We start from the raw sequence: 13151 nt of genomic DNA on the forward strand, positions 1-13151 counted from the left end.
GCTCGTTACCGGTTCCTCCGGCGGTGGTTTTCCGTCGATACGCAAAGGTGACCGCGAGTACGGGTTTCGTACACCGCGCCTTCTGACACTGTTCTGTCATGGGACAGCAAGCGACGCCGGTGCGAACGGCCAGGCTGGGAAAGGCAGTCGGCCCGGAGCCGACGGCGGTCAGCGGAGCGGTGCTGCTGCTCCCCGGCGGCGAGGAGGTCTCCGCCCGCAGGCCGTCCCCCGTACGGGCGACGGCCTTCGTCCGCTCCCTGAGCCGCCGCATCGCCCGCGCGGGCCGCGGGGAGGGCCTGGCCGTCCACACCGTCCAGTACCGCTACCGGGGCTGGAACGGCAGCGAGGCGCATCTCGCCGCGGACGCCGAGTGGGCCGCCGGCGAGATCGTACGACGGTACGGGGACGTTCCCGTGTGCCTGGTCGGCGTGGACATGGGCGGCCGGGCGGCGCTGCGGGCCGGCGGGCACGAGGCGGTGAACTCGGTCGTCGCCCTCGCCCCCTGGCTGCCGGAGGACGACGTCGCCGCTCCCGCCGAGCCGGTGAAGCAGCTGGTCGGACGCCGGGTGCTGATCGTGCACGGGACCAACGACGAACGGACCGACCCCGAGCTGTCGTTCCGGTTCGCGGCGCGGGCGAAGAAGGTGAACCGGGAGGTGTGCCGGTTCGAAGTGCACTCCGACGGCCACGGGTTGCACGGGCACCGGGACGAAGTCCTCTGGCTGTCGGCCGACTTCACGATGGGGGCGCTGTTCGGCAACCCGCTGTCGCGGCCGGTGGAGGACGCGCTCGCCGCTCCGCCGCCGATCGGTCTCCGGATGCCGCTCGCGGCGGGGTTCGGCAAGTCGCTGCGGCGGCAGAACGCCTAGGCCCTACGGAAGCAGATTGCCCCGGCGCGAGAGCAGGAACCTCTTGAAGGCGGTCACCGGCGGGGTGTCCGGGCGGTCGGCCAGCCAGGCGACGCCGATCTCGCGGGCCGCCCTCGGAGCCGTCACCGTCAGCTCCACGACCCCGGGGCGCGGGACCGTCGGCGGGGGCAGCAGAGCGACCCCGAGCCCGGCGGCGACCAGGCCCCGCAACGTCTCCGCCTCCTCGCCCTCGAAGGCGATGCGCGGCTTGAAGCCGGCCTCACGGCACAGGTCGTCGGTGATGCGGCGCAGGCCGTAACCCGGTTCGAGGGTGACGAAGGTTTCCTCGGCGGCCTCGGCGAGGCGGATGCGGCGGCGGCCGGCCAGCGCGTGGTCCGCCGGGACCACCAGACGGAGCTTCTGCTCGTCCAGCCGCCGGGCGACCAGGTCGGGCGCGTCCGGGACCGGCGAGGTCAGGCAGAGGTCCAGTTCGCCCGCCCGCAGCCGCTCCAGCATGGCCTCGCCGTAGTTCTGGACCAGGCTGAACCGGATGCGCGGGTGGTCGGCGCGGAAGGCGTGCAGCAGGCCCGGCACGGTCTCCGCCCCCATGGTGTGCAGGAAACCGAAGGCGACCTTGCCGGTGGCCGGGTCGGCGTCCGCCCGGACCTCCTCCACGGCGCGCTCGATCTCCGCGAGGGCGCGTTCGACGGAGGCGAGGAAGGTGCGGCCGGCGGGCGTCAGGGAGACCGTGCGGCCGTGGCGGGCGAACAGGTCGACACCCAGCTCCTGCTCCAGGCGGGCCATGGCACGGGACAGGGTCGACTGGGGGACGTTCATCTCCTGGGCGGCCCGGGTGACGTGCTCGGTGCGGGCCACGCCGGCGAAGTACGCGAGGCGGGGCGCGAGCAGTCTCGACATCCCGTGAATGTCTTCTGTGTCACCGGACGGTGACAGCCACGCCTGTGACCTCTGCTGATGCGCCATGGGAACGATTATGGCGATTCCATGCATTGGACGGATGAGTGGGGCCCTCCCTACGGTCGAGGCATGTCTCCCGCCAGTACCGGGGCGTCCACCGCCGTGGACGCCGTCACGTCCGTCACCTCCGCCGACTCCGCGACCGACTCCCGCATGACGCCGGGCGGCCCCGGCTACCGCCGGATGAGTTTCGCCCTCTTCCTCGCCGGAGTCGCGACCTTCGCCCTCCTCTACTCCACCCAGGCCCTGCTGCCGCTGATCTCCGGCGAGTTCGGGGTGGCCGCGAGCGAGGCCAGCTGGACCGTGGCGGCCGCGACCGGCGGACTGGCCCTGTTCGTCCTGCCCATGAGCGCCCTGTCGGAGCGCTTCGGCCGCCGCACCGTGATGACCGCCTCGCTGGCCGTCGCGGTCACGGTCGGGATGCTGGTGCCCTTCGCGCCGTCGATCGGCGTGCTGGTGGTACTGCGCGCGGTCCAGGGCGCGGCGCTCGCCGGCCTGCCCGCCTCGGCGACGGCCTACCTGGCCGAGGAGGTCCGGCCGAAGGCACTGGTCACGTCGATCGGCCTGTTCGTCGCGGGCAACAGCGTCGGCGGCATGAGCGGCCGGGTGATCACCGGCTGGGTCGCCCAGGAGTGGGGCTGGCGGGTCTCGGTCGGGGTGATCGGGGCGATCGCCGTGGCGTGCGCGGTGGCCTTCCGGGCGCTGCTGCCGGCGCCCCGGCACTTCCGGACGGGCTCGCTGCGCCCCCGCGTCCTGCTCGGCACGGTCCGCGATCACCTCTCCGACCCGCTGCTGCGCCGCCTGTACGCGATCGGCGCGCTGTTCATGACGGTCTTCGGCGGCGTGTACACGGTGATCGGCTACCGGCTGACCGAGGCGCCCTTCGGCCTGCCGCAGGGCATCGTGGGCTCGATCTTCCTGGTCTACCTGGTGGGCACGGTGTCGGCGTCGACGGCGGGCCGGCTGGTGGGCCGCCTCGGCCGCCGGGGCGCGCTGTACCTGGCCGGCGGTACGACGGCGGCGGGTCTGCTCCTGTCGGTCGCCGACTCGCTGCCGCTGGTCCTGCTGGGTCTGGTGCTGATCACGGCGGGCTTCTTCGCCGGGCACGCGGTCGCCTCCTCGGCGGTCAGCAAGACGGCCGTGCACGGTCGCGCCCAGGCCTCGGCGCTCTACCAGTCCGCGTACTACATCGGCTCCAGCGCGGGCAGCACGGTCGGCGCCATGGCCTTCCACGCGGACGGCTGGACCGGCACGGTCGGTGTCGGCCTCCTCGCGGTCCTCGGTGTCGTGACGATCACCGTCCTCGGCTCGCGGGCGGCCCGGGTGACGGCCCGCCGGGAGCCGGTGGCCGCGCACTGAGCCCCGCGGCCCTACGGCCGCGGGCCCTGCGCCGTCCGTTCATGTCCGGACGGAAACCGGTCCGGGCTGTGCCTTTTCGCGCTCGGGGGGCCATTGTCAGTGGGCTGCGGTAGCTTCCCAAGTGCTGGCGCGCGAAGAGGCGCGAACAGGACGGCCACAGGGGTGGGTGGACGATGGGCAACGGCACGGCGACCGCGGATCTCGACATCGCGCTGGAGAAGCACCGCACCGAGCTGACCGGGTACTGCTACCGGATGCTGGGCTCCTCCTTCGAGGCCGAGGACGCGGTGCAGGACACCCTGGTGCGGGCCTGGCGGAGCTACGACAAGTTCGAGGGCCGGTCCTCGCTGCGCTCGTGGCTGTACCGGATCGCGACGAACGTGTGCCTGGACATGCTGACGGCGGGCAACAAGCGGGCCCGCCCCATGGATCTGACGGAGTCCACGCCGCTCGCCCAGGCGGCGCTCTCCCCCCGCCCCGACAACACGTGGCTGGAGCCGGTGCCGGACGCCCGGGTGCTGCCGGCGGTGGGCGACCCGGCGGAGGCCGCGGTCGCCAAGGAGTCGATCCGGCTGGCCTTCATGGCGGCCCTCCAGCAGCTGCCGCCCAAGCAGCGGGCGGTCCTGATCCTGCGCGAGGTGCTGGCCTGGAAGGCGAGCGAGGTCGCCGAGCTGCTGGACACCACCGTCGCCTCGGTCAACAGCGCGCTGCAGCGGGCGCGGGCCACGCTCGCGGAGCGCGAGGCGGCGGGCGACCGGGGCGCGGTGTCCGATCCGCTGGACGAGGAGCAGCAGAAGCTCCTGGAGCGGTACGTCAAGGCCTTCGAGGGCTACGACATGACGGCCCTGACGGCCCTGCTCCACGAGGACGCCGTCATGACGATGCCGCCGTTCGACCTGTGGCTGCGCGGCCCGGCCGACATCACCGGTTTCATGACCACCCTCGGTGCGTCCTGCGCCGGTTCCCGTCTGCTGCCGGTCACGGCCAACGGGCTGCCGGGCTTCGCGCACTACAAGCCCGACCCGGACAACGGCGGGTTCAGCCCGTGGGCGGTGCAGGTGCTGGAACTGTCAGACGGCCGGATCACCGGATTCCACTGCTTCCTCGACACCAAGCGCTGGTTCCCCCTCTTCGACCTGCCCCTCCACCTGGAAGCGGAGGCCGACGAGGTCGAGAAGAGCGGGTAGCGCGGGGTCGGGGTCCCGCAGCCGTATCCGTCCGCCGGCCCGGCGGGCGGCCAGCTCCAGCCGGGCCAGCAGGTCCACGATCCCGAGCCCGGGCGGCCCCAGCCCGCCGACGTCACAGACGACGACCCCGGTACCGCCGAGCTCCATCAATGCCCGCACGTCGTCGCACAGCCCCGGCACCGCGTCACGGGTGACGGGGCCCGGCAGCACGAGCACGGCAGGTGTCCTGGCATTCACGTCGGGTAGACCGGGCGGACGGGCCGAACTCATCGGAGGGGCGCGCGTGAACGGCCGTCGAAGATCACATTGACCGGGCCGCCCGCTCCCGTCGAGGGTGGGTTCCGTGGCGGGGGTACTGAGCGGGTTCGCGGTGATCGCGGTCGTCATCGGGGTGGGCTATGTGCTCGGGCGGCGCGGGACGCTCGGCGCCCAGGGCGCCGAGGTACTGACGCGGCTGGCCTTCACGGTGGCCGGTCCGGCGCTGCTGTTCACGACCCTCGCCGAGGCGGACCTCTCCGTGCTCTTCTCGGGCCGCCTGCTGGTGACGGCGCTGAGCACGGCGGCGGTGTGCGGGGTCTTCGTGGCGGCCGGCACGCTGCGCGGCTGGGGAGTGGGCCGTACGACGATCGGCGCGCTGTGCTCCGGCTACGTCAACTCGGGCAACCTGGGCATCCCGATCGCCGCGTACGTGCTGGGCGACGCGTCGCTGGTGGCACCGGTGCTGCTCTTCCAGGTCGTCCTGGTCACGCCGGTCGCGCTGACGATCCTGGACCTGTCCGGCATGGGCGAGCAGGGCACGGTGCGGCGCCGGCTACTGACGCCGTTGCGGAACCCGATCGCGGTGGGCTCCCTGTCCGGGGTGGCGGTGTCGGCGGCGGGGTGGCACCTGCCCGGGCCGCTCATGAACCCCCTCACCCTGATCGGCAACATGTCCGTGCCCGCGGCCCTGCTGGTCTTCGGCATGTCCCTGCACGGCGGCGCGGCGCCCGGCCGGGGGCGGGACCGCCCGCTGCTCCTGCTGTCGGTCGCGCTGAAGTCTCTGGGCCAGCCGCTGGTCGCCTGGGTGCTGGCCACGACCCTCTTCGGCCTGCACGGCGCCCCCCTGCTGGACGTGGTGGTCACCTCGGCCCTCCCGGCCGCGCAGAACCTCTTCACCTACGCGAGCCGCTACCGCGTGGCCGAGTCCCTGGCCCGCGAGTCCGTCCTGCTGTCGACGGTGGTCTCGGTACCGGTGCTGGTGGGGGTCGCCACGGCCCTGGGGTGACGCGGGGTCAGTCGACGGGGAACTCGCCGGTGTCGATCGTGCTCCCGAACGGCTCGGGCAGGTGGAGAGGTGGAGCGGAATTCCCGCCGAGGCACAGGCGGCGGGCTTGCTGACGCGGTCGTGCCCGGCGTCGGACTCGGAGGTGACCTCGACGACCAGCTCGGCGAGGGCGGCGGGGTGGTCGGGGTCCTGGCTGACGGTGAGTGCGCTCACGCCGGTCTCCTCACGGTGCGTCACCGATCCCAGCATGACGAACGGGACCGGTGGAGGTCCACCGGTCCCGTTCACCCGAACGATTACGCAGGTCAGGCGATGCGCTCCAGCACCACCGGGTTCGCCTTGAAGTCCGTACCCGCCGCCGCGATGTCGTACGAGCCCGCCACCGCCTCCAGCGCGTACGCGAAGCGCTCGGGGGTGTCCGTGTGCAGGGTCAGCAGGGGCTGGCCCTCCGTCACCGTGTCGCCGGGCTTGGCGTGCATCTCCACGCCCGCGCCCGCCTGCACCGGGTCCTCCTTGCGGGCACGGCCCGCGCCGAGGCGCCAGGCGGCCACGCCGATGTCGTAGGCGTCGAGGCGGCTCAGCACACCGGAGGACGGCGCCTTGACGACGTGCTGCTCCTTCGACGTGGGCAGCTCCGCGTCCGGGTCTCCGCCCTGGGCCGCGATCATCCGGCGCCAGACGTCCATCGCCGAGCCGTCGGCCAGCGCCTTCGCCGGGTCGGCGTCCTTGATGCCGGCCGCGTCGAGCATCTCCCGGGCCAGGGCGACCGTCAGCTCGACGACGTCCGCCGGACCGCCGCCCGCCAGGACCTCCACCGACTCGCGGACCTCCAGGGCGTTGCCCGCGGTCAGGCCGAGCGGGGTCGACATGTCCGTCAGGAGCGCGACCGTCTTCACGCCGTGGTCGGTGCCGAGGCCGACCATCGTGGAGGCCAGCTCGCGGGCGTCCTCGATGGTCTTCATGAAGGCGCCCGTGCCGACCTTCACGTCCAGGACCAGCGAGCCGGTGCCCTCGGCGATCTTCTTCGACATGATCGAGGAGGCGATCAGCGGGATCGCCTCGACGGTGCCGGTGACGTCGCGCAGGGCGTACAGCTTCTTGTCGGCCGGGGCCAGACCGTCGCCCGCCGCGCAGATCACCGCGCCGGTGGTGTCGAGGACGTTCAGCATCTCCTCGTTGGAGAGCAGGGCGCGCCAGCCGGGGATCGACTCCAGCTTGTCCAGGGTGCCGCCGGTGTGGCCGAGGCCGCGGCCGGACAGCTGCGGGACGGCCGCGCCGCAGGCCGCCACGAGCGGGGCCAGGGGCAGCGTGATCTTGTCGCCGACGCCGCCGGTGGAGTGCTTGTCGGCCGTCGGGCGGGACAGCGCCGAGAACTCCATGCGCTCGCCGGAGGCGATCATGGCCGCCGTCCAGCGGGCGATCTCGCGGCGGTTCATGCCATTGAGCAGGATCGCCATGTTGAGCGCGGCCATCTGGTAGTCGGCGACCTCGCCGCGGGTGTACGCGTCGATGACCCAGTCGATCTGCTCGTCGGTCAGCTCCGCGCGGTCCCGCTTGGTGCGGATGACGGAGATGGCGTCCATGGCCATGGCTGCTGGCTTCCTTCCGGGAGGTGCGAAGTGCACGGCCCCCCTGAGCGGGTCAGGGGGGCCGTACGGGAGTTACTTGGTGAGATGGTCCGGGCCGAAGGCCTGGGGCAGCATCTCGGAGAGCGGCAGGACGCCCGCGGGGGTGTCCATGACCAGGTTCGGCCCACCGAACTCGTACAGCAGCTGGCGGCACCGGCCGCACGGCACGAGCAGGGTGCCCGCACCGTCGACGCAGGTGAAGTGCGTCAGCCGGCCGCCGCCCGTGCGCTGGAGCTGCGAGACGAGACCGCACTCGGCACACAGGCCGAGGCCGTAGCTGGCGTTCTCGACGTTGCAGCCGGTGACCGTGCGGCCGTCGTCGACCAGGGCCGCGGCGCCGACCGGGTACCCCGAGTACGGGGCGTAGGCGTGGGTCATGGCCTCCCGCGCCTGGACGCGCAGCGCCTCCCAGTCGAACCCGGCGTCCGGAGCGGCCGTCACTTGCCCTGGCCCTTCCGGTAGCGCATGCCGTCCGCCTTGGGCATCCGCAGGCGCTGCGCGGACAGCGACAGCACCAGCAGCGTGACGACGTACGGGGTGGCGCCAACGAAGTCGCTCGGGACCTCGTCGGTGAGCAGGTACCAGGCCAGCACGAGGCCGCCCACGATGAGGCTGATCGCGCCCTGCCACACCGAGGTGCGGTACAGCTTCCAGCCGGCGAGGACCACGAGCAGGACGACCAGCAGGAGCAGCAGCGCGTGCACGGTCGTACCGCCGTTGCGCAGCTGGAGCGCGTCGGAGTAGCCGAACAGGCCCGCGCCCATCGCCAGACCGCCGGGACGCCAGTTGCCGAAGATCATGGCGGCGAGACCGATGTAGCCGCGGCCTCCGGTCTGGCCCTCCAGGTAGGTGTGCGAGGTGACCAGCGCGAGGAAGGCGCCACCGAGGCCGGCGAGGCCGCCGGAGACGGCCACGGCCGCGTACTTGTACGTGTAGACGTTGACGCCCAGCGACTCGGCGGCGATCGGGTTCTCACCGCAGGAGCGCAGCCGCAGACCGAACGGGGTGCGCCACAGCAGCCACCAGCTGCCGACGAACAGCACCACGGCCAGGATCGTCACGACGGACAGGTTGGTGACGAGGCCGCCGAGGATGCCGGCGAGGTCGGAGACCAGGAACCAGTGGTGCTTCTCGATCGACGACAGGCCGTCCGAGAGGCCGGGGACCGTGACGTTCGGCAGCGAGTCGGCGGGCGGGGACTGCTTGGGGTTGCCGCCCGCCTCCGAGGCCTTGCCGTCGGCGAAGAACAGCTTGGCGAGGTACTGGGTGGCACCGAGCGCGAGAAGGTTGACGGCGACACCGGAGACGATGTGGTCGACGCCGAAGGTGATGGTGGCGACGGCGTGCACGAGACCGCCGAGGACACCGAAGCCGATGCCGCACAGCAGCCCGAGCCAGGGGCTGGTCTGCCAGCCGATCCAGCCGGCGCCGAAGGTGCCGAGGATCATCATGCCTTCGAGGCCGATGTTGACCACACCGGCCCGCTCCGACCACAGGCCGGCGAGACCGGCGAGGCCGATCGGCACGGCGAGGCCGAGCGCGGCGGCGACCTGTCCGGAGGAGTCGAGCGAGTTGGAGCCGGTGATCATGCGGACGGCGGCCACGAGCAGCAGGGCGCCGGCGACGATCACGAGGGTCTGGCCGAGGGAGCGGCCCGGGCGCCGGGGCGCGTTGCCGGCCTTGGGCGCCGCGGGCGGCGGCGCGTCGGTCATCGTGGCAGTCATCACGCCACCTCCTGCTTCTTCGTCGCGGCGGCGGCCTGTGCGGCGAGTTCGGCGCCGACCTTCTGCTGCTGGCGCTTCAGCCCGTAGCGGCCCACGACCTCGTAGGCAATGACGACGCACAGGACGATGACGCCCTGGATGACGCCGAGGATTTCCTTGTCGTAGCCCTGGAATTCCAGGTGGTTGGTGGTGCGCTCCAGGAAGCCCCACAGCAGGGCGCCGAGCGCGATACCGACCGGGTTGTTGCGGCCGAGCAGCGCGATCGCGATGCCGGTGAAGCCGATCCCGGTGGGGAAGCTGTTGTCGTACTGGTGGCTCTCGTTGAGCAGCGTGGGCATGCCGATCAGACCGGCCACGGCACCGGAGATGATCATGCTGGTGGCGATCATCTTCTTCACCGACACACCGCTCGCGGAGGCGGCGCTCTCGGACTGGCCGACCGTGCGCAGGTCGAAGCCGAACCGGGTGCGGCCGAGCACGAACCAGTACGCGAGACCGACGAGGACGGCGACGACGACGAAGCCGTCCAGGACGCCGGCCGGGCCCATGTCGATGTTGAAGAAGTGCGAGGCCGACGGCAGCGGCTTGGTGGAGACCAGGGTGCCGCCCTGCTGGAGCTCGCCCAGGCGCCCGGGCTGGAGCAGGTAGGCGATGACCGCGGTGGCGATCGAGTTCAGCATGATCGTCGAGATGACCTCGCTGACGCCGCGGGTCACCTTCAGGACACCGGCGATGGCCGCCCACAGGGCACCGGTGGCCATGGCGGAGACGATGATCAGCGGGATGGCGATCCAGCCCGGCACGGTCAGCGCGCCGCCGAGGACGGCGGCGATGAACGCGGCGAGCCGGTACTGGCCGTCGACACCGATGTTGAACAGGTTCATCCGGAAGCCGATGGCCACCGCGATACCCGCGAGGTAGTACGTCGTCGCCTTGTTCAGGACGTACACCTGGCTGTCGCTGGCGAAGCCGTAGGTCACCATGTCGCTGAAGGCGTCGCCGGGGTTCTTGCCGGTCGCGAGGATCACCAGGGCGGTGACGACGAGCGCGGCGACGACCGCGAGCAGCGGCGCGGCGATGCCGAGGAGCAGCCGCTCCTTGTCGATCCGTGAGGTCAGCTTCTTCATCGCTCGTCGTCCTCTGTGTGCTCCAGGTGGCCGGTGGCCGCACCCGTCATGGCGGAGCCCAGCTCTTCGGGGGTGATGGTGGCGGGGTCGGCGTCGGCGACCAGGCGGCCGCGGTACATCACCCGCAGGGTGTCGGAGAGGCCGATCAGCTCGTCGAGGTCGGCGGAGATCAGCAGCACGGCCAGGCCCTCGCGGCGGGCCTCGCGGATGTAGTCCCAGATGGCTGCCTGGGCGCCGACGTCCACACCGCGGGTGGGGTGGGCGGCGATGAGCAGCTTGGGGTTGTGGCTCATCTCGCGGCCGACGATCAGCTTCTGCTGGTTGCCGCCGGACAGCGAGGCGGCGGTGACGTCGATGCCGGGCGTGCGGACGTCGTAGGCCTGGACGATCCGCTCGGTGTCGGCGCGGGCCGCCTTGATGTCGAGCAGTCCGCCGCGCGAGTTGGGGCGCTCGGTGACATGGCCGAGGATGCGGTTCTCCCACAGCGGTGCTTCCAGGAGCAGGCCGTGGCGGTGGCGGTCCTCGGGGATGTAGCCGATGCCGGCCTGGCGGCGGTCGCGGGTGGCGGCGTGCGAGATGTCGGTGCCGTCGAGCGTGACGACGCCGGCGTCCGGGTGGCGCATGCCCATGATCGCCTCGACCAGCTCGGACTGGCCGTTGCCCTCCACACCGGCGATGCCGAGGACCTCGCCCTTGTGGATGGTGAAGGAGATCTCGTCCAGGATGATCCGCTCGACGCCGTCGAGGTCGGTCTGCGACAGGTGCACACCGTCCAGCTTGAGCATCGGGACGTCCGTGACGGTGGATTCCTCCGTCTCCGGGGTGGGCAGCTCGCTGCCGACCATCAGCTCGGCGAGCTGCTTGGGGGTGGTGCCCCGCGGCTCGACGGTGCCGACGGTGGTGCCGCGCCGGATGACGGTGATCTCGTCGGCGACGGAGAGCACCTCGCCCAGCTTGTGCGAGATGAAGATGACGGTGAGGCCCTCGGCCTTGAGCTCGCGCAGGTTGTCGAAGAGCGCGTCGACCTCCTGCGGCACCAGGACGGCGGTGGGCTCGTCCAGGATGAGGGTCTTGGCGCCCCGGTAGAGGACCTTGAGGATCTCCACGCGCTGGCGGTCGGCGACGCCCAGCTCCTCGACGAGGACGTCGGGGCGGACGTTCAGGTGGTACGCGTCCGAGATCTCCTTGATCCTGGCGCGGGCCTTGCCCCCGATGCCGTGCAGCTTCTCCGCGCCGAGGACGACGTTCTCGAGGACGGTGAGATTGTCGGCGAGCATGAAGTGCTGGTGCACCATGCCGATGCCGCGGGCGATGGCGTCACCCGGGTTGTTGAAGGTGACCTGCTGGCCGCCGACCGTGATGGTGCCCTCGTCCGGCTGCTGCATGCCGTAGAGGATCTTCATCAGGGTGGACTTGCCGGCGCCGTTCTCGCCGCACAGGGCGTGGACGGTGCCCGTGCGGACCGTGATGTCGATGTCGCGGTTGGCGACGACGCCGGGGAAACGCTTGGTGATGCCGCGCAGTTCGACGGCAGCGGGAGGGCTGGACGCGTTGATGGCGCACTCTCCTCGGGGAAAAGGGGCTGCGTAGGGGAGGGCAGGCGTCGGCGACGCTAGCGCGGCAACTCCATGCTACACGCGTAGAGTTGACACATTGTTATGGCTCGGCGGGGAGCTCCGGAAGGCGCCCCCGCGCCGAGCCTCAGGTCCGACGGGAACCGTCAGATCACGGGGTGGTCTTGACCTTGACCGAGCCGTCGACGATCTTCTTCTTCGCCGCGTCCAGCTTGGCCTTGATGTCGTCGATGAAGCCGCCGCTGGTGGCCAGCGAGACACCGTTCTTCTCGAGCGAGTAGGTGTTGGTGCCGGTCAGCGGCTTGCCGCCGTGGACGGACTTGACGAAGTCGTAGACACCGACGTCGACGTTCTTGACCATCGAGGTCAGGATGGAGTTCTTGTACTTCGACAGACCCGGGACGTTGTACTGGTCCGAGTCCACGCCGATCGCCCAGGCGCCCTTCTTGCCGGCGACGGCCTCGATCGCGCCGTTACCGGAGGAGCCGGCCGCCGAGTAGACGACGTCCGCGCCGTTGTCGAGCATGCCCTGCGCGGCCTCCTTGCCCTTGTCGGGGCTGGCGAAGCCGGAGGTGTCCGAACCGTGCGACAGGTACTGGGTGTCGACCTTGACCTTCGGGTTCGTGTCCTTGACGCCCTGGACGTAGCCCGCCTCGAACTTCTTGATCAGCGGGACGTCGACACCGCCGATGAAGCCGACGTGCTTCGACTTGGACTTCAGCGCGGCGGCGACACCGGCCAGGTAGGAGCCCTGCTCCTCGGTGAAGGTGATGCTGTCGACGTTCTTGGCGTCCACGACGGAGTCGACGATGCCGAAGCTGGTCTTCGGGAACTTCGCGGCGACCTTGGTCATGGAGGCGGCGTACGCGTAGCCGACACCGATGACGGGGTTGTAGCCGGCCTGGGCGAGGTCGGACAGACGCTGCTCGCGGTCGGCCTCGGTGTCCGAGGTCTTCGCGGTCAGCTCCTTGATGTCACCGCCGAACTCGGTCTTGGCCTTGTCGGCACCGCGCGCGGCGGAGTCGTTGAAGGAACGGTCACCACGGCCGCCGACGTCGAAGGCGAGACCGATCTTGACGCCCTTGCCGTCGCCCGAGGAGGACGAGTTGGTGTCGTTGTCGGAGGAGGTGCTGCCACAGGCTGTGGCAGTCACGGCGAGAGCTGCGGTGGCGATACACGCAGCAGAAAGCTTGGCTACCCGGCGCACGGGAAGGCTCCTTCACCTGACCTGAGCGCCATGTAGGCGCTTGATGGAAGCATCATGACGATGCCCCGGCCGAGACGCCCCTTCGGCGTCGGCTTCGCGGCATCGTAACGCGCGTAGATGTCGCAAAAAACCCTCTCGCGAAGCCGTTATCGATTCGAGGCAAACAGCATCTGAACTCGGAATCCTGATGCTGTCCGGGCAGTGTTGCGCAGCGTGAACGAATGGCTTGCGAACGTGTTGCGCCACGGGAGAATC

12 protein-coding genes are annotated in these 13151 nt (G+C 71.0%); 4 read left to right on the forward strand and 8 right to left on the reverse strand.

From position 1 onward, the window contains the following. The first annotated feature begins 98 nt into the window (after positions 1-98). The gene (locus BLW57_RS15760; RefSeq protein WP_093475234.1) at positions 99-869 is read left to right on the forward strand and encodes a prolyl oligopeptidase family serine peptidase; all 771 of its coding nucleotides are present in this window, start codon (positions 99-101) and stop codon (positions 867-869) included. A gap of 3 nt (positions 870-872) precedes the next feature. Here the strand turns inward: BLW57_RS15760 and BLW57_RS15765 are convergent, their stop codons facing one another. After that, entirely contained in the window at positions 873-1832 is a 960-nt protein-coding gene (locus BLW57_RS15765; protein ID WP_093475236.1) for a LysR family transcriptional regulator, read from the reverse strand. Between the two features lie 63 nt (positions 1833-1895). Here BLW57_RS15765 and BLW57_RS15770 point away from each other — a divergent pair, with 63 nt between their 5' ends. Further along, positions 1896-3185 carry an MFS transporter gene (locus BLW57_RS15770; protein ID WP_093475237.1) on the forward strand — a complete coding sequence of 430 codons (1290 nt, stop codon included), beginning with the start codon at positions 1896-1898 and terminating at the stop codon, positions 3183-3185. Positions 3186-3358: 173 nt separating this feature from the next. Then, positions 3359-4372, forward strand: a complete 1014-nt coding sequence (locus BLW57_RS15775; protein ID WP_093475239.1) for a sigma-70 family RNA polymerase sigma factor — start codon at positions 3359-3361, stop codon at positions 4370-4372. On the opposite strand, the gene BLW57_RS15780 is transcribed toward BLW57_RS15775, so the two are convergent. After that, entirely contained in the window at positions 4256-4642 is a 387-nt protein-coding gene (locus BLW57_RS15780; RefSeq protein WP_143050234.1) for an STAS domain-containing protein, read from the reverse strand. The two genes, BLW57_RS15775 and BLW57_RS15780, sit on opposite strands and share 117 nt — an antisense overlap. 73 nt (positions 4643-4715) lie before the next feature. On the opposite strand from BLW57_RS15780, the gene BLW57_RS15785 reads away from it, so the two are divergent. Next, the gene (locus BLW57_RS15785; RefSeq protein ID WP_093475240.1) at positions 4716-5636 is read left to right on the forward strand and encodes an AEC family transporter; all 921 of its coding nucleotides are present in this window, start codon (positions 4716-4718) and stop codon (positions 5634-5636) included. A gap of 305 nt (positions 5637-5941) precedes the next feature. On the opposite strand, the gene BLW57_RS15790 is transcribed toward BLW57_RS15785, so the two are convergent. The 6 genes from BLW57_RS15790 to BLW57_RS15815 form a co-directional block, all read right to left on the reverse strand. Beyond that, the gene (locus BLW57_RS15790; protein WP_176985934.1) at positions 5942-7219 is read right to left on the reverse strand and encodes a thymidine phosphorylase; all 1278 of its coding nucleotides are present in this window, start codon (positions 7217-7219) and stop codon (positions 5942-5944) included. A 78-nt stretch (positions 7220-7297) separates the two neighbouring features. After that, the gene (locus BLW57_RS15795) at positions 7298-7705 is read right to left on the reverse strand and encodes a cytidine deaminase (protein WP_093475243.1); all 408 of its coding nucleotides are present in this window, start codon (positions 7703-7705) and stop codon (positions 7298-7300) included. Next, positions 7702-8988, reverse strand: a complete 1287-nt coding sequence (locus BLW57_RS15800) for an ABC transporter permease (RefSeq protein WP_093475245.1) — start codon at positions 8986-8988, stop codon at positions 7702-7704. The genes BLW57_RS15795 and BLW57_RS15800 overlap by 4 nt, the downstream gene beginning before the upstream one ends. Then, complete coding sequence (locus BLW57_RS15805; protein ID WP_093475246.1) at positions 8988-10115, reverse strand: ABC transporter permease; 1128 nt, start codon at positions 10113-10115, stop codon at positions 8988-8990. Before BLW57_RS15805 ends, BLW57_RS15800 begins: the two co-directional genes overlap by 1 nt. After that, on the reverse strand, positions 10112-11638 hold the full coding sequence (locus tag BLW57_RS15810; RefSeq protein ID WP_176985935.1) for an ABC transporter ATP-binding protein: 1527 nt from the start codon (positions 11636-11638) through the stop codon (positions 10112-10114). The genes BLW57_RS15805 and BLW57_RS15810 overlap by 4 nt, the downstream gene beginning before the upstream one ends. A 202-nt stretch (positions 11639-11840) precedes the next feature. After that, the gene (locus tag BLW57_RS15815; protein ID WP_093475249.1) at positions 11841-12896 is read right to left on the reverse strand and encodes a BMP family lipoprotein; all 1056 of its coding nucleotides are present in this window, start codon (positions 12894-12896) and stop codon (positions 11841-11843) included. Between the last annotated feature and the right edge of the window lie 255 nt (positions 12897-13151).

Source organism: Streptomyces sp. 1222.5 (assembly GCF_900105245.1).
Taxonomy (GTDB): Bacteria; Actinomycetota; Actinomycetes; order Streptomycetales; family Streptomycetaceae; genus Streptomyces; species Streptomyces albidocamelliae.